Origin of the sequence: Halomonas citrativorans, from assembly GCF_900163645.1 — a bacterium.
GTDB classification, from domain to species: domain Bacteria; phylum Pseudomonadota; class Gammaproteobacteria; order Pseudomonadales; family Halomonadaceae; genus Vreelandella; species Vreelandella citrativorans.
The window spans coordinates 151,286-167,392 of record NZ_FUKM01000003.1 but is presented as its reverse complement, the minus strand read 5'-3'; the positions used below and the strand labels follow the sequence as shown (position 1 = coordinate 167,392).

The following is a 16,107-nucleotide window of genomic DNA, read 5'->3' as shown; positions in this document are numbered from 1 at the left end:
CTCCTCAAAATACCTAGATAACGGTACCCAGGTTAAAAATAGGTAAATACATTGAAACAACAATTCCACCAACCAAGATGCCCAGTACAACGATAATGAGTGGCTCCATTAAAGACGTCAGCGCATCCACCTGATTATCGACGTCATCTTCGTAGTAACTTGCTACACGGTGGAGCATCGTATCAAGGGCGCCGGCTTCTTCACCAATGCTTACCATCTGCACCGCTAAAGCAGGGAAACGGTTGGTCATTCGCATTGAAAAATGCAGTTGCTGACCTGTTGCTACCTCCTTTTGTGTCTGGAGTGCCGCTTGTTCATACACTTTATTGCCCGTTGAGCCTGCCGCTGTTGCAAGCCCTTCTACCAAAGGGATGCCGGACGCATACGTAGTGGCCAAGGTACGGGAAAATCGTGCAACAGCCGCTTTATTGATGATGTTGCCGATAACAGGAATACGTAGCAAAAGGCGATGAAGAAGGTAGACAAGCGCTGGTGAGCGTCGCGTTAGCCATCGCAGCAATAGAATCACTGCCGTGGCTGTTCCCAGCAAAGGTAGCCATAGTTGTTGGGCCAGCATCGATAAGTCGACGGTTAGCTGTGTCACCGCCGGTAGCTCAGCGTCAAAGCTTTGAAACATGCTTTCAAACTGAGGTACCACTTTAATAAGTAATAGCAGTGTAATCGCGATGCCCGTCAGCAAAACGGTAGTCGGATACCACAACGCCTTTTTGACACGCCCCTTTAGGGACTCTAGTTTTTCTTTATAAACAGCGTTTTGCTCTAACATTTTGTCAAGTGTGCCGGACTGTTCGCCTGCATCAACCAGATTAATAAACAAACGATCAAAATGTTGAGGGTGGCATCGTAAGGCGTCAGAAAAGCTTGTCCCTGATGCTACGTCATTGGTTAGCTGATGAACAAGCGCCACCATCGAAGGTTTTTTCAGACTTTCAGCCACTACCTGAAAAGCTTGTAATAGGGGGATGCCCGCTTGAATCATCGTTGCCAGCTGGCGTGAAAAAATCATGATATCGCGAGGCTTTATACGTCCTTGGCTATTCAGGTCGCTTTTTTTAGTGACACGCCGCACGTCAATATTTTGTTTACGTAGCTCGGCGGTAACGGCGACCTTACTATGGCCGATAATTTCACCATGTAGTAAGCGTGTTTGGCCCACCGTCCCTGTCCATTTCCAGCGATACAAGCGGGGTGACTTGGCTTTACGTTTAACGGCATATCGAGTCAAACGTTACTCCTTAATGACACGATTAATTTCCTCCAGGCTGGTAATGCCTTGGATAACGTAATAAAAGCCGCTTTGGCGAAGGCTGGCATGTCCTTCCTTTTTGATCTGCTCGTTAATCTCAAGTGCGGATGCGTTGTGCATAATGAGCTGCCGAATCGTTTCTGAAACGGGCACCACTTCATAGATGCCCACCCGGCCTTTATATCCATGCGTGCATCTTTTGCATCCTTCAGCACGGTAAAAGGTTGCTTGTTGAAGAGTATCTTCGTTGACAACTTCGCTGGATATGGCGTCTATGGGGATATTCGTAGGCTGTTTGCAATGACTGCATAATTTTCGAGCTAAGCGTTGTGCAATAATCAGACTCACCGAGCTTGCAATGTTAAATGACGATACTCCCATGTTGCATAAGCGAGTAAGGGTATCTGCCGCAGAATTGGTATGCACCGTTGAAAGTACAAGATGACCTGTTTGTGCTGCTTTTATTGCAATCTCCGCAGTTTCAAGATCGCGTATTTCACCTACCATCACTACGTCAGGATCCTGACGGAGAAAGGCACGCAGTGCATTGGCAAAATCCAGCCCAATATGAGGCAGCACGTTCACTTGATTAATACCCGCTACCTTGATTTCAACAGGATCTTCTGCAGTGCAGATATTCCGCTCTACTTGATTGAGTAGTGCGATGCCCGTATAGAGTGAGACCGTTTTACCACTGCCAGTAGGACCTGTGACTAAAATCATTCCCTGGGGCTGTTTGAGTGCCTTTTCATAGAGTCCCCTCTGGGTATCTGAAAAGCCCAATTGGTCAATGCCAAGCTGAAGAGAGGTAGGGTCAAGCAGGCGTAGTACGACCTTCTCACCGTAAACGGTCGGCAATGAATTGATACGCAGATCTAACGTTTGGTGGCGTTTTGCCGAGAATTTAATGGCTCCATCCTGAGGAAGGCGACGCTCCGAGATATCAAGGCGAGCCATGATCTTCAAGCGTGCTGCTATCTGATTTCGCATTGTCAGTGGTGGCTGGGCAACTTCAATAAGCACGCCGTCAATTCTAAATCGAATGCGGTAGTGTTGCTCATAGGGCTCGAAGTGAATGTCTGAAGCACCTCGATCGATAGCGTCCAACAGTACTTTATTAACGAATTCAACGACGGGCCCGTCTTCTATACTTTGGGCCATGTCCTCAAGCTGAAAATCCTCATCTTCAGAGGCCAATTTATAATCAGGCAGATGTTTTATGGAACCCAAAGAGGCATATTTATGATGGGTGAGGTAGCTATTTAATACGGTCTCGAGCTGATCGAACGGGGCCAAAATTCCTTCAATGCTAACGACATCCAGAGAGAATGTTAGCTCATCAAGTTGAGACAGGGCTGATGGGCAGAAAATGGCGACCGTTAGATGACGCCCCCGTTGAGCCAGAGGCAGGACTTTTAATGATGTTAAAAGATGGGCAGGAAAACTGGTAGCTTTTGGCAGTGCTTCTAACTGCAGAGCCTCTAAATCAATTACTGGAAAGCCATATTCCCAGGCAGCTGCAGAGGCGGCGGCGCTAGCGTCCACGAGTCTTTGTTCAGCTACATAGCGTAATAATGATACTCCCAAGGCGAGTGATGCTGTTTCTGCTTTTTCGGCCTGGTCGATGCTTAGCAGCTCACTATTAATTAAACGCTTGGCTAATCCTTCAAATTTCATCAATAATCTCGAAAAAGATGATCTTTTAAGCTTTTGATATTAAAGTATTAATTGTTGATTGTGAAAGATTGCTAACAATAATTCGCCTTCGCTCATGAATTAAAACGCTATTCTTCGACTAATAAATTGATTAATTATGATTAGTATTGTATCTGTGATACTGCTGCAAGACTAGTTGGTAATTTCAATAAAAAATGTGCGTGATGTCGATAAACAGGGGGCAGTTTGGATAAGCATAGCGGCAAGATCAAAGGGGATGAAGGTGGCTTCACGCTGATAGAGCTCATGATCGTCATTGCTATCGTAGGCGTTTTGATGGCAGTGGCAGTGCCCCAGTATGGGAATTACCTTGATAAAGCGTCTTTAACCGCATGCGAGGGAGAGCTAGCTTCCTATCGGAGTATGGCATTGGTAAATTATTCGCTGTCCAAAACAGCTCAATCAGACTCAGCTATTTCTGATGATTTCAGCTTTCAAGCCTGTGATAGCCACACGGATAGCCGTAAACAAGATTTGCTTGAAGCATTTACGAGCAGTGACACAAGTAGGGATGCCATCGAAATTCAGTCAGCACGCGGGGGCGTTATTAATATTGAAGCAGGAAAAATCGTGGTCAAAGGCTCTTAGTATCAGATAGGGAGTGGATGTTAAAAGACCCCGTATGATCTTTATATTTCCATACTCTGTGCGTATTTCCTCACTACACTACAAGCAATCGTGTTAGCCAATATGTTTAGTGAGAGGTTTTCAAATGAAGCGAACGAGTCTAGCCGTGTTGGTAAGCTGTCTGGGAGGCTTGATAGGTGCCAGCAACACGTTTGCACAGCCGCCTGCCCACGCACCAGCCCATGGCGCACGCGATAATGGGCAAGAGCAGCGGTATCAGCAAGGAAGCTCACGTTCGATGCGTGAAAGCCACAATAAGCAATATGTGGATTTGCCACGCGTCAATGAGCGCGAGCTGCTGCGCTTGCTACGCCAGTTTAATGCACCCGCTGCTGAATCACTGCCCCCCGGCATTCAACGACAAATTCAGCGTGGCAAACCGTTACCACCCGGTATAGCAAAGCGCTTTGACGGCTCATTGGCCGGTCATTTGCCGCGCTATCCTGGCTACGAATGGGAACGAGTAGGCGCTGATGTAGTGCTGATTGAAGCGGCCACGCGGGTAGTAGTCGACATTCTGGTGGGTGCACTGCGTTAATTTTCCTGCTTTTATTGCATCATCGTGACTTAAAAAGTCATATTGTGTGACTATGCTCAAAGTCCTCGCAATGCGTAGAAGGAAAAGCAGAGCAATGCATACATTGAAAGAGCGCCTGGATGTAGCCGTTTCTATTGCCCATGAGGCAGGAGAGCTTATTCGTCAGGCACGCGCAGACCAGTCATTTTCACAGCGGCTCAAAGCGGGTGATGAGCTAGTTACGGATGTTGACGTGGCCGTCGATCAGTTAATAAGAGAACGATTAAACACTTACTTCCCTGATGAAGCGCTCCTCAGTGAAGAACTATCGCCCGCGCATGCGTTAAATGCCGATGTCTCTAAACTTTGGGTGGTAGACCCCATTGATGGTACCGTCAATTTTGCGCAAGGGTTACGGCATGTTGCGGTGTCCATTGGGTGGATGGAAGAGGGGATAGCCAAGGTGGGTGTGGTCTATGCGCCTTTCCTGGATGAAACCTTCAGTGCGGCAGAAGGACAGGGCGCTTATTGCAATCAGCAACCTATCCAGGCCAGTAAGGTAACGAGGCTAGCTGAAACCCTGGTAGGTACAGGCTTTCCTTATCAAAAAGAGGCCCGCCAAAAACTACTAGCACGCTTGAATGAAGTATTGGCGCATTGTCGAGATGTACGGCGCAATGGAGCAGCAGCGTTGGACTTGTGTGATGTGGCCTGCGGACGCTTGGGTGCTTATTATGAAAGCGTTTCGCCTTGGGACTTTGTTGCTGGCTGGGTTATTGCCCGGGAAGCTGGGGCAAGCGTAGGGCACTTGAGTGCCGTTCCAAAAGGCGTGCCTGCGGATCTGTATCCTAATGAACTGCTGGTGACTGCGCCCGGCGTGTATGAAGCGATGCATCGCCTATTGCTAGATGCAGACCATGCCTAATGCCAAATACTTGAAAAGAAAGCGCAAAAAGAACTTTTCATTTGGTGCATAAAGCGATAGTATACGCACCGTCTTGAGGGAAATGCACAAGACATCGGAGTGTGGCGCAGCTTGGTAGCGCGTTGCAATGGGGTTGCAAAGGTCGCAGGTTCGAATCCTGTCACTCCGACCAGGAATACTGATAAAACGCCGTTTACGGGTCATGCCGAGCGGCGTTTTTTTGTGCTTGGTAATATTATGGCAAAGTATCGTCAGTTTTCACCCCGCTTGTGTCATAAGAGAAAGTGGAATCACACTAGGCGAAGGGCTTGATTCAGATAATTTTATTACACTGTATTAAGTGGTGGTTCATAACTAACCACACATATGTCTCCATAGGTATCGAGTAGCCGGTGTACTCCCTCACAGAGACGTTCAAACGAGAGGCAAGGTACGGCCTCGGCATATCCGCAACGAAAAACGTGGGGTAACGGTGTTTGGGGAAAGGGGCAGTCCAGTCAGCAAGGGCTTTGTGCAACAAAGAGCTTCTCCTGGGATAATCGAACTGATACCGTCGGGAAGTGGTGTCGCAGCCTCAAAAGGCTTGTGGAATATATGCATGAAAACATCCATTGGTCGGACTCTGAAAGAAATGCAAAAAAGCAGGTTTTGATAACCTGCGTATGTTGATCCAGTTGCAGCATCGCGAGGTGACATGAACGAGTTGCCGCATGTTCCTTCCGGCGGAGAAATCTTTACGCATATCCGCATCATCGTGGGTATGGTGCTAGGGCTCAGCGTTAGTCGCCTGATTATCGGCCTCACGCGTTTCGTTCAACATCCGGGGCGGGAGAAAATTTATCTCCTACACTTAGGCTGGGTGCTATTCCTTCTACTGTTTATCATTCATTTCTGGTGGTTTGAATTCGCGCTCGCCCATCGCCCGAACTGGTCCTTCGCAATCTATTTCTTCCTGGTATTCTATGCCAGCCTATTTGCAGCCTTGTCGGCGGTTCTGTTTCCGGATCGCATGGACGAATATCAGGGGTTTGGTGATTACTTCCAAAAGCGCAGCCGGAGCTTTTATGTTTTGCTGCTAGTGCTCTTGGTCGTCGATGTTATCGATACCCTGATCAAGGGCGGTGACTATTATGCAGCGCACTATGGCTGGTATTACCCGGTTCGTCAGGCGGTGCTGATTGCCGGAACCATATTGGCGCTGGTCTGGCGCTCGGAACGCTATCAGGCGGGGTTCGTTGTATTCGCGCTCCTGTTTCAGGTGATCTGGATCGTCAGCCTGTTCGAGGTGATCGACTGACCATAATAGCGTGTGGTGATACCCATGCCTCGTATAAATTGCTCGGCAACGTGGGTGCTGCATCGGCTAGTAAAATACGAACAGCCATGATCACGCGGTCAGTAGTGTTATCCAAGCGAGCGCCAGCACTATGCAAGCGGCGGCAACTGGAACGCCTGCACGGCAGAATTCTCGCATGCTAATGGTGATGCCGCGACTTGCTGCCTGCTCAACCACAATAATGCCTGCAAGACTTCCAAAAATGATGAGGTTACTGGAAAAGCCTGTACTCAATGCCAGCGCTGCACCAAGCGCATCCACATCCCCTGAATGCTGTAAAAATGGCGCCAGCAGCATCACTGCAGGATTATTCCCGATAACATTACTTAAGACTGAGCCGACAATAAAAAGTGTTGTTGGATCGGAAAAGTCGATACCTGCCGCCTGCATTTCGGTGATGATCTTTTGCGGCATCCCTGTCTGGGCGAGCGCGGCATTCACAACAAACAATCCCATCAATAAAAGCAGCAGATTCCCATCAACCGTGCCAAGCACTTCCTTGGAAGATAAGCGGCGGTTCACCAGAATAATACCTGCTGCTGACAGAGCAATAAGTTCGCGAGGTAAGTCTGAAAATACAAAAGCAGAAATTACACCAATCGTCACAATCGCAGCTTTAAGGGTTTCTCGTCGGTCCATTGATGCTATAGGCGCTGGCGACTCACGTGGCACGCTCGAATTATGCGGCGCAAGCTTCCAGTTGCCTCGATAGAGCAGGGCTACAACGCCCCAAACAAGTGGTAAGGAAAGCAACGCAGGTACCAGTGCAACCTTCATAAATCCGGTAAACGATAAGCCCAGCGCTTGGGCTGCAATCATGTTTTGTGGGCTGCCAATAATAGTGGCTACCGAACCGGTGTTGGTCGCAAAACAAAAGGCCAACAAAAATGGCGTTGGATTAAGGCCACGAGAAAGGGTTATCGACACTAACAAAGGTGTCATGGCAACCACGACTACATCATTCGTTAGCACCGCCGATAGGCCTGCCCCCGTTATTACCAACAGCGCAAGCAAGCGCGGAGGAGAGACGTCCATCGAGGCCACTTTACTGGCGAGCCATGCGTAAAACCCAGAAACGGAAAAAGCACCTGATACGATCATTAGCCCGAATAATAAGCCGATCGTTTCATAATCGATTGCATTCCAGGCCGCCTCATCGGTAATCCGCTGAAAGCCAATCATGGCGACAGCACCAACGACGGCAGCGCCCGTTCGATCAACACGAAAGCCAGGGAGATGGCCGAGAGCCAATGCCAAGTAGACCAGCAGAAAGATGATGACAGTTATATCCACTTTATCCTCGTGCCAACGATTTTGGTGCCTACGTATAAAAGACAGTAGTGCTAATGCCTAAAAGCTTATGCCAGGCCCGTTTTGTCGGCCCCCTTGGCTGCCGGGTTAATCTTGGCTTGCGCCAATGTTTTTTCGAGTAACTGGTCATAAATGGGGCGTCCGCCGATCCATTGAGCCACCATATTGGCAGTGACACACGTGGCTATCAGTGGCATAACCATTGTATAGGAACCTGTCAGTTCAAGGGTCAGGGCTACGCCGACCACGGGAGCGCGCACTGAAGCCGAGAATAGACCGCCCATCGCCGCTATACCGAATGCCAGTGGGACTATGTCGGCTGATGGCGCTAAGGCATCAAGGGTGCCACCAAAAGCCAAGCCAACGCACATTGATAAAGCCAGCATAGGCGCGAAGATACCGCCTGGTGTGCCGGCAGAATAGCTGGTAACCATCGTGCAATATCGCATGATCGCCAATAGCAGAAGAAACATTAATCCTTGGCTGTGATCAGCAATAAACGTCAGAGCATATTCGCCACCTGTCACGGATAACGGCATAAGAATAAGCAGCGCCCCAACAGCAAAGCCGACAAGCGCGGGAAAGAGATAGGGGACGCGTGCATTGATGCTCGATGCGAGTACCGCCATGTGCATAAGGCCTGCATTCAACGCAACACCGAGAACGCCGAGGAGACAGCCAAGCGCCACAAATGCTGGCAGCAGCCAATTTTCAGGGGCTGCAATCAACATGGAAAAATCGGGCGCTGTACCACCGATGACTTGCGTCATCACGGTTGCCAGCAGCGCGGCAACGATAATGCCCATATACGTCCGGAACGTATAAGGAAACTGGCGGTGTGTCTCTTCTATGATGAAAAGAATGGCAGCAAGAGGAGCGTTGAAGGCGCAAGCCAAGCCAGCCGCTGCACCAGCGCCAAGCATGCCGCGCCGCTCAGTTTCGCTTACCTTAAAAAACTCGGTGATCGCCGCGGAAAACGAAGCACCGATATGAATGGTGGGGCCTTCACGTCCAAGGACCAGGCCGGAAGCAATAGCCACCACACCCGTGAAGAACTTGATAGGAAGCACCCGGCGCCAGTGAACGGTCCTTAAGCCCAGCATGGCCCCCTCAATTTCCTGTACGCCACTTCCACGTGCCTCAGGGGCATAGCGGTTCACGAAATAGGCGGAAAGAACCGTAATGCACATCGTGATTAGTGCAGCCGAGATAATGAGCGCTGTACCGCTAATATGTTCAGCCAACAGGTGTGGCCAAACCTGGAGACGGTCGATCAAAAGGTGGAAAAACGAGCCGACCGTTCCTGTTAATATTCCCGTTATTCCGGCAAGTATGATATAGCGTATCTGGGCGTTACGATTTCCCGGTCTGTCTAGATTTTCGACAGGATCGTCCATCATTGAGTGTCTCAGTTTGGATAGTTCAGGGAGACATGCTCTGTCTCCCCGTTGGGTGCCCAGCACCTTGCTGAATATGCTTGAAGTAGTGAGCTTAAAAAATCACATTTCCGTTTGATTCAGTTCAGTAACCCCCATCTGAGAGGTTTCGCCTCACCGCGCATGTTATCAGAGTGAAACCTCTGCTTTTGTGATGGTGACGGGAATGGATTTATAAGCAGGGACCTCGCTTTCGTGGTCCTTGTCATCCAGACCAACAAGGCAGTTGGCTTCTGGAAAATACGTTGCCAATGAACCACGCGAAATCGAATAATCCACCAGTGTCAGCCCTGCCAAAATTCGATCTCCTGACCGTACATCGACGACATCACCTTCTTCGAGCCCCAAGTCTGCTAGATCATCACGATTTGCGAACAGTACATCACGCCTGCCGTGGACGCCTCGATAACGGTCATTCAAGCCGTATATTGTTGTATTGTATTGATCATGGCTACGTATGGTGGTCAGTGTGAGTGCTGTATCATCGCGTCCGTCATCCTCGTCTGTACCCGACAGGACAAGGAAATGCGCTTTGCCGTCAGGCGTATCCCATTCTCGCTGACTTGCACCAACTCTCAGACGAAAGCCGCCTGGTTTTTGAATACGCTCATTGAAGTCAAAGAAATCCGGAAAAACAGCCTCAATTTTGTCACGGATTTGGTTGTAGTCGGCAATCAGTGCCTTCCAGTCGACGGCCGTTTCGGGCAGTGTTGCCATGGCGAGGCCTGCAATAATGGCGGGCTCTGAGCGCAGTTCATCTGATGCGGGTTTTAGGCCACCCCTTGATGCATGGACCATCGACATTGAATCTTCGACAGTGATGCTTTGTGGGCCCGTTTCCTGGATATCATGCTCGGTTCGGCCTAAGCACGGTAGGATGATGGTTTCATGTGCTGTCAGCAGGCAGGTTCTGTTGAGTTTTGTGACAATCTGGATGTTGAGGTCAAGGCTGCGGAAGGCATCGTAGGCGATTTTGGGATCGCTCATGGCGACGGCAAAGTTACCGCCCAAACCGATGAATGTCTTTGATCGTCCATCACGCATTGCAGCCAGTGCGTTGACTGCATTATGACCATGGGCACGAGGGCTTTTAATACCGAATGCCTTATCTAGCCGCGACAGAAATGCCTCGTTTGGAATTTCTGTGATGCCGACCGTTCTATCACCTTGAACATTGGAGTGGCCCCGTAATGGGCAAATTCCAGCACCGGGACGTCCCATGTTTCCACGTAGTAGCAGCAGATTGGCCATTTGCTGGATGGCTTCGGTCCCGTGCCGGTGCTGCGTGATACCCATGCCATAGCAAAAGATAACGTTCTCAGCAGATGCATAGGTGTCTGTAAGCGCTTCAATTTGTTCACGCGGCAGGCCCGAACGGCGAATAATGGTATCCCAGTCTGTATTTTCAATATCCGACTTCAGCGCCTCGAAGCCGACCGTGTGTTCGGCAATAAAAGAGCGATCAAGCAGGCCGCTCCCACCTGCGGCCATGTCTTTCGAGTCAGCGTCAAACAACGATTTCATAATGCCTTTGAACACGGCTACGTCGCCGCCGACCTTCACTTGAAAGTAAGCGCGATCAATACCTGTTGCGCTATCAGTGAGCATTTCACCAGGCGATTGTGGGTCCTGAAACCGCTCCAGGCCTCGTTCACGTAATGGATTAATAACCACCACCGGCTTTCCGCGCTTCGAGACATCCGCAAGTGTTCTGAGCATACGTGGGTGGTTGGTTCCAGGATTGTGTCCTATACAGAAAACGGCATCAGCCTGTTCAAAATCATTAAGCGTCACTGTCCCTTTACCGATGCCAATCGATTTTGGTAGCCCGATACTGGTCGGCTCATGACACATGTTGGAACAGTCGGGAAAATTATTCGAGCCGAATTCACGTGCAAAAAGCTGATAGAGAAAAGCAGCTTCGTTGGACGCCCGCCCTGAGGTATAGAACTCCGCTTGCGTAGGATCGTCGAGATTATTCAGAGCTTCTGCAGCTCGGCTAAATGCTTCTTCCCAGCTTACTGGAACGAAACGATCGGTTTCGGCATCAAAACGTACGGGCTGAGTCAAGCGCCCTTGATTTTCCAACTGGTGATCCGACCATTCCCAAAGCTCTGAAACAGTGTGTGTTTCAAAGAATTCTGACGTGACGCGCTTGGATGTCGCCTCCCAGGTGACGGCCTTGGCGCCATTTTCGCAAAATTCGAACGATGACGTGTGCTCGGGGTCCGGCCATGCACAGCCTGGGCAGTCAAAGCCATCGGGCTGATTCATTTGCAATAATGCGCGCGTATGGGTACTCAGCCCCATTTCTTCACGCACAGCTTCGGCGACAGCTTTGAGTGCTCCCCACCCGCCAGCCGGTTTATTATAAATCTTGATTCCTTTGGCCATCGCTGGATCGTCCCCCGGTTTGTTTAAAGCATTTAATCAATCATTGGCAATATATATTAATTCTTAATGTTAGCTTAGCAAATGCTTTCGGCAAAACCGATTATTTTATATTTTGGGGAAACTGCCTGCCACAATAATGCATTATGTGTGGCTCGCTAATGATTTTGTCTATCGAGAACGCTTTAAAACGAAAAATGAAGTAAATGTGAGAAGGCTGCACAGGTTGGTGACACGGACATGTCACTTTTCACACCAAGAGATTTGTTGCCAAGGAAAGAGCGGGGCTTGCTCGTTACTCAAGTGCAAACTATTGGCATCAGTACACTGCTGAGCGTTATCCATTTCAAGGAGAGCCGTATGGACCGTATTTTTGCGTGGGATGATCATCATAACCGAGTGGTTTATCGCATACCCGGTTGTACTCATAAGGATGGACGTGAGGATAGCGATTTGTCGCCAGTATGGTTACCTGCAAAGGAGTCTGAGCTGCCGAAAAATGTGTGCCTTGAAGATCTTCGAAGAGTATCGGTGGACGAGTAAGTGAAAAAGCAAGAAAGTGCACTGGCGAGCTTAATCATATGCCCTGCCAGTGCCACTCCAATATTACGGTGTTAATATGTCAATGACTTTAACTTCATAATTGTCATCATGAATGGCGACTACCTTGATAAGAACGTCTCTCGACACCTGTTTGTATTTATCACGTTTATCAACTAGGCCAAAATGCTCTCGCTCCTCGCCGACAGTTAATGCGTCATTAAAATCCGTTTTTGGCAACATGAGTATATCGTCAATCATTATGGACATGGTATTTCTCCATCAGCCGTCGTTATTTCGTGCTACATCTTTTTTTAGGACTCCGTCAGAACGTTTTAGTTTGCTTGTGATCACACAATGGCTGCGTTAAAGGTGGCTTTAATGTTTGTTAATTTAGCGATAGAAAAGCCGCCGACAAATGGCGTGAGCGGCTTTTAGGAAAGCATAACGAATGAGCAGGTAATGAGCAGGTTACTCGCCAGCCTCAAGATCGGCTAGGGCTGCCGCGACAGCTTCTTCCCATTGGCCTTCCGTTATTCCCCAGTGCTTCATTTCAGCCGAATCAGCCTTACCTTCGGCTGCTGCACGGAGTTTTTCAACTGAGCTACTTTCAAAGCAGTGTTTTGCAAAGGCTTTTGTCATTCCGTCATGTAGTTGATCAATCATCTGCATAGCTAGCTCCATCCCTTGGTAAGTACCGAGCTTGATAAGGTAAGACAGACTAGAGTGTAGATTGTTTCTTATTTTTTGCTTTAGGATCCTAATCTTAGAGCATCAAGTTTGGAGTAGCGTATCAATAATAATTTTAATGGCGATACCCGTAAGCAGCAGCATGATTAAATTATCAAACCAACGGTGTGGCATTCGATTCCCCAGGTAGGCGCCCAGCGGCATGGCCGTCAAAATGATGCCTAGAGCAATGACGCTATAAAGCGAACGCTGCATGGTCAGTATGTCAGTCTTTAAGAGCGCGGGAATTTGCACGCAGGTAATCGCCACAAAAAAGACGGAAATTGAGCCAATAAACACAGGCCTTTCCAGCTTCATTGCATTCAAAAATGTAATTGAAGCGGGAGCGGACATGCCCGCAGCGCCTTGCAATATACCGCCCAGTAAGCCAGCCGGGATGACGATTCGTGAAGCCAGTGCGTAGGAAAGTACCAAGCGCCGTCTTGTTAGTTTGATGATTAGGTACAAGACAATCGCGCCAGCAACGCCTAACGAAAGCAGCTTTGGAGAGAGAACCACTAATCCCCAGGTGCCCAGAATAATACCCAACGCGCCCGCTATCGAAAAAGCAGCCAGAAACCGGATGGGCAGTAGGTAGCGCCGGTATTGCCACACCTGAAGTAGGTTACTAAGCAGGTTGGGAACAACCAGTACGGCAATCGCGAGCTTAACGTCATAAAGCATGGTAAATACCGGCACAACCAACACCGGTACACCCGAACCAATAGCACCTTTAATAATGCCAGCAGCTAACAGCGTCAATAGGGCGATGAGCAAGGTTTTCTTCCGGGCAAAAGTGAAGCAGCCGATTTCTCGGCTGCAGATATTGGCAATTGTGCTGCAAATAGCGCCTTGGAGCCGCGGTTATTTTAAAACATAACACGGCGTGTAGGGTTGGCCATCAAGCTTCATGCGTCCTTGGGCAACAAATGAGGTGAGTAACTCGTCCAGGCGCTGCATCAGGGCAGGTTCTGCGGTTAGCACAAAGGGACCGTGTGCTTTAATGGCTTTAATGCCTTGTTCCTTGACATTTCCAGCCACAATCCCAGAAAAGGCACGACGAAGATTGGCGGCAAGTTCATGCTTGGGCTGCTGGCGATGCAGAGCGAGTTCACGCATGGCTTCGTGTGTAGGTTCGAAGGTCGCTTGAAAATCTCGTGCAATGGTGAGGCGCCAATTATAGTAAAAGGCATCCTGCTGATTGCGCCGGAACTCTCTAATGGTATCAATCCCGGTACGCATCTTACGGGCGACCGCCACCGGGTCACCGGTAATGATAGTGTAGTAGCGACGAATTTCTTCACCCAGGGTATAGACCAGAAATTCGTCTATTTTTTGGAAATACGCTGCCGAATCTGCAGGCCCTGTGAAAATGAGAGGAAAGGGCGTTTCACTGTTATTTGGATGCAGCAGTATGCCGAGTAGATACAAAATTTCTTCAGCCGTACCGACCCCGCCAGGAAAGACGATAATGCCATGGCCTAGACGTACAAACGCTTCCAAGCGCTTTTCAATGTCAGGCATGACGACGAGCTCATTAACAATGGGATTGGGGGCTTCTGCGGCAATAATGCCTGGCTCGGAAATCCCTAGATAACGGCTATCCTGACGCCGCTGTTTGGCATGAGCAACATTTGCGCCTTTCATCGGTCCTTTCATGGCGCCTGGCCCGCAGCCGGTGCAGATATCTAAATCGCGTAGCCCAAGATGGTAGCCAACATCTTTTGAATACTCGTACTCATCACGTGAAATTGAGTGCCCGCCCCAGCAAACGACTAAACTTGGGTCACGCCCAGGTTTTAACGTGCCGGCTTTACGCAAAATATGAAAAACGGCGTTGGTGGTTCCTTCTGCCGTATTAAGGTCAAAGCGGTTGTGGTTCTGGATCTCATTATATACGTAGACAATATCGCGAATAATGGAGGAAAGGTGCTCACGAATGCCGCGTATCATCTGGCCATCGACAAAGGCTTCTGCTGGCGCATTGGTTAGCTTTAAGCGAATCCCTCTATCCTGTTGTAGCACCTCAATATCAAAATCTTTATACGCTTCAAGAATAGCCACACTGTCATCAGTGGGTCTTCCACAGTTCAAGACAGCCAGTGCACAGCGGCGCAGTAAATCATGTAAGCCGTTTTGTGAGGTGCTTTGTAGCCGATTAACCTCGTGCTGTGAAAGCACTTCAAGGCTTCCTTCGGGAGAAATAATACTAGAGATAGTGGCACGAGGCTGAATAATTGATGTCATTAGTGCGTCGATTCCTGGTCATTTTTTTAACTCCTTGCATACTAGCACGCTATAGCGGTGGGTACAGCGCAACCAGTGACAAGCCCAACTGTGCTACTCTATGCGCAAAATACGCGTACACGGTGGCTATAGAAAATGGCGTTTTATTATGTTTAATGCCCAGTACTTTCGGACATTTATTACGTTGGTTGAGACCGGTAGTTTTACACGTACGGCACATCGCCTGGAGATGACCCAGCCCGGGGTTAGTCAGCATGTACGTAAGTTGGAAAATTATCTTGATAAAACGCTAATTGAGCGTAAAGGGCGAAGCTTTACCTTAACGGAATCGGGTCGTCGTGCTTACGATTACGCGTTAAAACTCTTTGCTGAGCACGAACAATTTCGTCATGGCCTGGATGACGACTCCTTGGACAGTGGTGAGTGTCGTATTGCGTCGCCTGGAAGTGTTGGCCTTATGCTTTATCCGTTTATTTTAGGTCAGCAGCAAATGCATCCTAATTTAACCGTTAATTATAGCTTTGCGTTTAACCATGAAATTGTGAATGACTTGCTGGAAGGGCGCTACGATATAGGTATCGTTACGGAGGCGCTCAACCACCCTGATCTTACCTGCACGCTATGGCATAAAGAGCCGCTGTGCCTAGTGGTGCCCGCTGATTTTGCCGGAAGTACGCTGTCTGATTTAATGGGCATCGGCTTTCTTAACTACTACGATGGCATTAACCACGCGTATTCACTGTTGAGAGCGAATTATCCAGGTGAGTTTCGCTCAATGACACATTTTCGCTACCAGGGTTTTACCAACGAAGTCGGTATGGTGCTAGATGCGGTTGCTCGTGGGCTTGGGTTTACAGTAGTTTCTTTATTGGTATTAGAAACGTCACCGTGGCAGCGTCAGGTGAAAGCGTTAACCTTACCCATTGCGGTGAATGAAGAGCTCTATCTGTTACGTCGGCGTGACTCCGTACTTCCTAAACGCTATGAAAAACTGTTGGATGGTTTTTGTAAACAGCGCATCCAGGAAAGAACGCCTCTGGTACCCGAATAAGGGCTCAAAGGCGT

At 48.9% G+C, this 16,107-nt stretch carries 15 protein-coding genes and 1 tRNA gene; 7 read left to right on the top strand and 9 right to left on the bottom strand.

What is annotated here, in order from left to right; genetic code table 11:
* Nucleotides 1–13 precede the first annotated feature (13 nt).
* Together CZ787_RS01305 and pilB are read right to left on the bottom strand one after the other, a co-directional pair.
* Nucleotides 14–1,246 (bottom strand): type II secretion system F family protein, encoded by a 1,233-nt coding sequence (locus CZ787_RS01305; protein WP_087105519.1) that lies wholly within the window; start codon nucleotides 1,244–1,246, stop codon nucleotides 14–16.
* Between the two features lie 3 nt (nucleotides 1,247–1,249).
* Nucleotides 1,250–2,944, bottom strand: a complete 1,695-nt coding sequence (gene pilB / locus CZ787_RS01300; protein ID WP_087105518.1) for a type IV-A pilus assembly ATPase PilB — start codon at nucleotides 2,942–2,944, stop codon at nucleotides 1,250–1,252.
* Between the two features lie 225 nt (nucleotides 2,945–3,169).
* Here pilB and CZ787_RS19190 point away from each other — a divergent pair, with 225 nt between their 5' ends.
* From CZ787_RS19190 to CZ787_RS01270, 5 genes are all read left to right on the top strand, one after another.
* On the top strand, nucleotides 3,170–3,571 hold the full coding sequence (locus tag CZ787_RS19190) for a pilin (protein WP_303393860.1): 402 nt from the start codon (nucleotides 3,170–3,172) through the stop codon (nucleotides 3,569–3,571).
* 124 nt (nucleotides 3,572–3,695) lie between these two features.
* Entirely contained in the window at nucleotides 3,696–4,148 is a 453-nt protein-coding gene (locus CZ787_RS01290; RefSeq protein ID WP_087105517.1) for an anti-virulence regulator CigR family protein, read from the top strand.
* A 94-nt stretch (nucleotides 4,149–4,242) separates the two neighbouring features.
* On the top strand, nucleotides 4,243–5,052 hold the full coding sequence (locus CZ787_RS01285) for an inositol monophosphatase family protein (RefSeq protein WP_087105516.1): 810 nt from the start codon (nucleotides 4,243–4,245) through the stop codon (nucleotides 5,050–5,052).
* Between the two features lie 95 nt (nucleotides 5,053–5,147).
* Nucleotides 5,148–5,224: transfer RNA gene (locus CZ787_RS01280), tRNA-Pro, on the top strand.
* 522 nt (nucleotides 5,225–5,746) lie between these two features.
* The gene (locus CZ787_RS01270; RefSeq protein WP_087105514.1) at nucleotides 5,747–6,349 is read left to right on the top strand and encodes a hypothetical protein; all 603 of its coding nucleotides are present in this window, start codon (nucleotides 5,747–5,749) and stop codon (nucleotides 6,347–6,349) included.
* A gap of 90 nt (nucleotides 6,350–6,439) precedes the next feature.
* On the opposite strand, the gene CZ787_RS01265 is transcribed toward CZ787_RS01270, so the two are convergent.
* The 3 genes from CZ787_RS01265 to CZ787_RS01255 form a co-directional block, all read right to left on the bottom strand.
* Entirely contained in the window at nucleotides 6,440–7,681 is a 1,242-nt protein-coding gene (locus tag CZ787_RS01265; RefSeq protein ID WP_087105513.1) for an SLC13 family permease, read from the bottom strand.
* A 65-nt stretch (nucleotides 7,682–7,746) separates the two neighbouring features.
* The gene (gene clcA, locus CZ787_RS01260) at nucleotides 7,747–9,099 is read right to left on the bottom strand and encodes a H(+)/Cl(-) exchange transporter ClcA (RefSeq protein ID WP_217883826.1); all 1,353 of its coding nucleotides are present in this window, start codon (nucleotides 9,097–9,099) and stop codon (nucleotides 7,747–7,749) included.
* A 165-nt stretch (nucleotides 9,100–9,264) separates the two neighbouring features.
* A complete protein-coding gene (locus CZ787_RS01255) occupies nucleotides 9,265–11,529 on the bottom strand; it encodes an FdhF/YdeP family oxidoreductase (protein WP_087105512.1) in 2,265 nt (754 codons plus the stop codon).
* A gap of 285 nt (nucleotides 11,530–11,814) precedes the next feature.
* Here CZ787_RS01255 and CZ787_RS01250 point away from each other — a divergent pair, with 285 nt between their 5' ends.
* Complete coding sequence (locus tag CZ787_RS01250; protein ID WP_254908523.1) at nucleotides 11,815–12,069, top strand: hypothetical protein; 255 nt, start codon at nucleotides 11,815–11,817, stop codon at nucleotides 12,067–12,069.
* 63 nt (nucleotides 12,070–12,132) lie between these two features.
* On the opposite strand, the gene CZ787_RS01245 is transcribed toward CZ787_RS01250, so the two are convergent.
* The 4 genes from CZ787_RS01245 to ppnN form a co-directional block, all read right to left on the bottom strand.
* Complete coding sequence (locus CZ787_RS01245; protein ID WP_087105510.1) at nucleotides 12,133–12,336, bottom strand: hypothetical protein; 204 nt, start codon at nucleotides 12,334–12,336, stop codon at nucleotides 12,133–12,135.
* Nucleotides 12,337–12,537: 201 nt separating this feature from the next.
* Nucleotides 12,538–12,738 (bottom strand): hypothetical protein, encoded by a 201-nt coding sequence (locus tag CZ787_RS01240; protein WP_087105509.1) that lies wholly within the window; start codon nucleotides 12,736–12,738, stop codon nucleotides 12,538–12,540.
* Between the two features lie 102 nt (nucleotides 12,739–12,840).
* Nucleotides 12,841–13,572: a sulfite exporter TauE/SafE family protein gene (locus tag CZ787_RS01235; RefSeq protein ID WP_087105508.1), complete on the bottom strand. Its 732-nt coding sequence runs from the start codon at nucleotides 13,570–13,572 to the stop codon at nucleotides 12,841–12,843.
* Nucleotides 13,573–13,659: 87 nt separating this feature from the next.
* Nucleotides 13,660–15,042 carry a nucleotide 5'-monophosphate nucleosidase PpnN gene (ppnN, locus tag CZ787_RS01230; protein WP_087105507.1) on the bottom strand — a complete coding sequence of 461 codons (1,383 nt, stop codon included), beginning with the start codon at nucleotides 15,040–15,042 and terminating at the stop codon, nucleotides 13,660–13,662.
* Nucleotides 15,043–15,190: 148 nt separating this feature from the next.
* Here ppnN and CZ787_RS01225 point away from each other — a divergent pair, with 148 nt between their 5' ends.
* Nucleotides 15,191–16,093, top strand: coding sequence for a LysR family transcriptional regulator (locus CZ787_RS01225; RefSeq protein WP_087105506.1), 903 nt, complete (start codon nucleotides 15,191–15,193; stop codon nucleotides 16,091–16,093).
* Nucleotides 16,094–16,107 lie beyond the last annotated feature (14 nt).

What these genes read in the sequence shown, in the direction of transcription:
- pilB (WP_087105518.1), bottom strand. Translation starts at nt 2,944, where the DNA reads ATGAAATTTGAAGGATTAGCCAAGCGTTTAATTAATAGTGAGCTGCTA.
- CZ787_RS01290 (WP_087105517.1), top strand. Translation starts at nt 3,696, where the DNA reads ATGAAGCGAACGAGTCTAGCCGTGTTGGTAAGCTGTCTGGGAGGCTTG.
- CZ787_RS01285 (WP_087105516.1), top strand. Translation starts at nt 4,243, where the DNA reads ATGCATACATTGAAAGAGCGCCTGGATGTAGCCGTTTCTATTGCCCAT.
- CZ787_RS01270 (WP_087105514.1), top strand. Translation starts at nt 5,747, where the DNA reads ATGAACGAGTTGCCGCATGTTCCTTCCGGCGGAGAAATCTTTACGCAT.
- clcA (WP_217883826.1), bottom strand. Translation starts at nt 9,099, where the DNA reads ATGATGGACGATCCTGTCGAAAATCTAGACAGACCGGGAAATCGTAAC.
- CZ787_RS01255 (WP_087105512.1), bottom strand. Translation starts at nt 11,529, where the DNA reads ATGGCCAAAGGAATCAAGATTTATAATAAACCGGCTGGCGGGTGGGGA.
- CZ787_RS01245 (WP_087105510.1), bottom strand. Translation starts at nt 12,336, where the DNA reads ATGTCCATAATGATTGACGATATACTCATGTTGCCAAAAACGGATTTT.
- CZ787_RS01240 (WP_087105509.1), bottom strand. Translation starts at nt 12,738, where the DNA reads ATGCAGATGATTGATCAACTACATGACGGAATGACAAAAGCCTTTGCA.
- ppnN (WP_087105507.1), bottom strand. Translation starts at nt 15,042, where the DNA reads ATGACATCAATTATTCAGCCTCGTGCCACTATCTCTAGTATTATTTCT.
- CZ787_RS01225 (WP_087105506.1), top strand. Translation starts at nt 15,191, where the DNA reads ATGTTTAATGCCCAGTACTTTCGGACATTTATTACGTTGGTTGAGACC.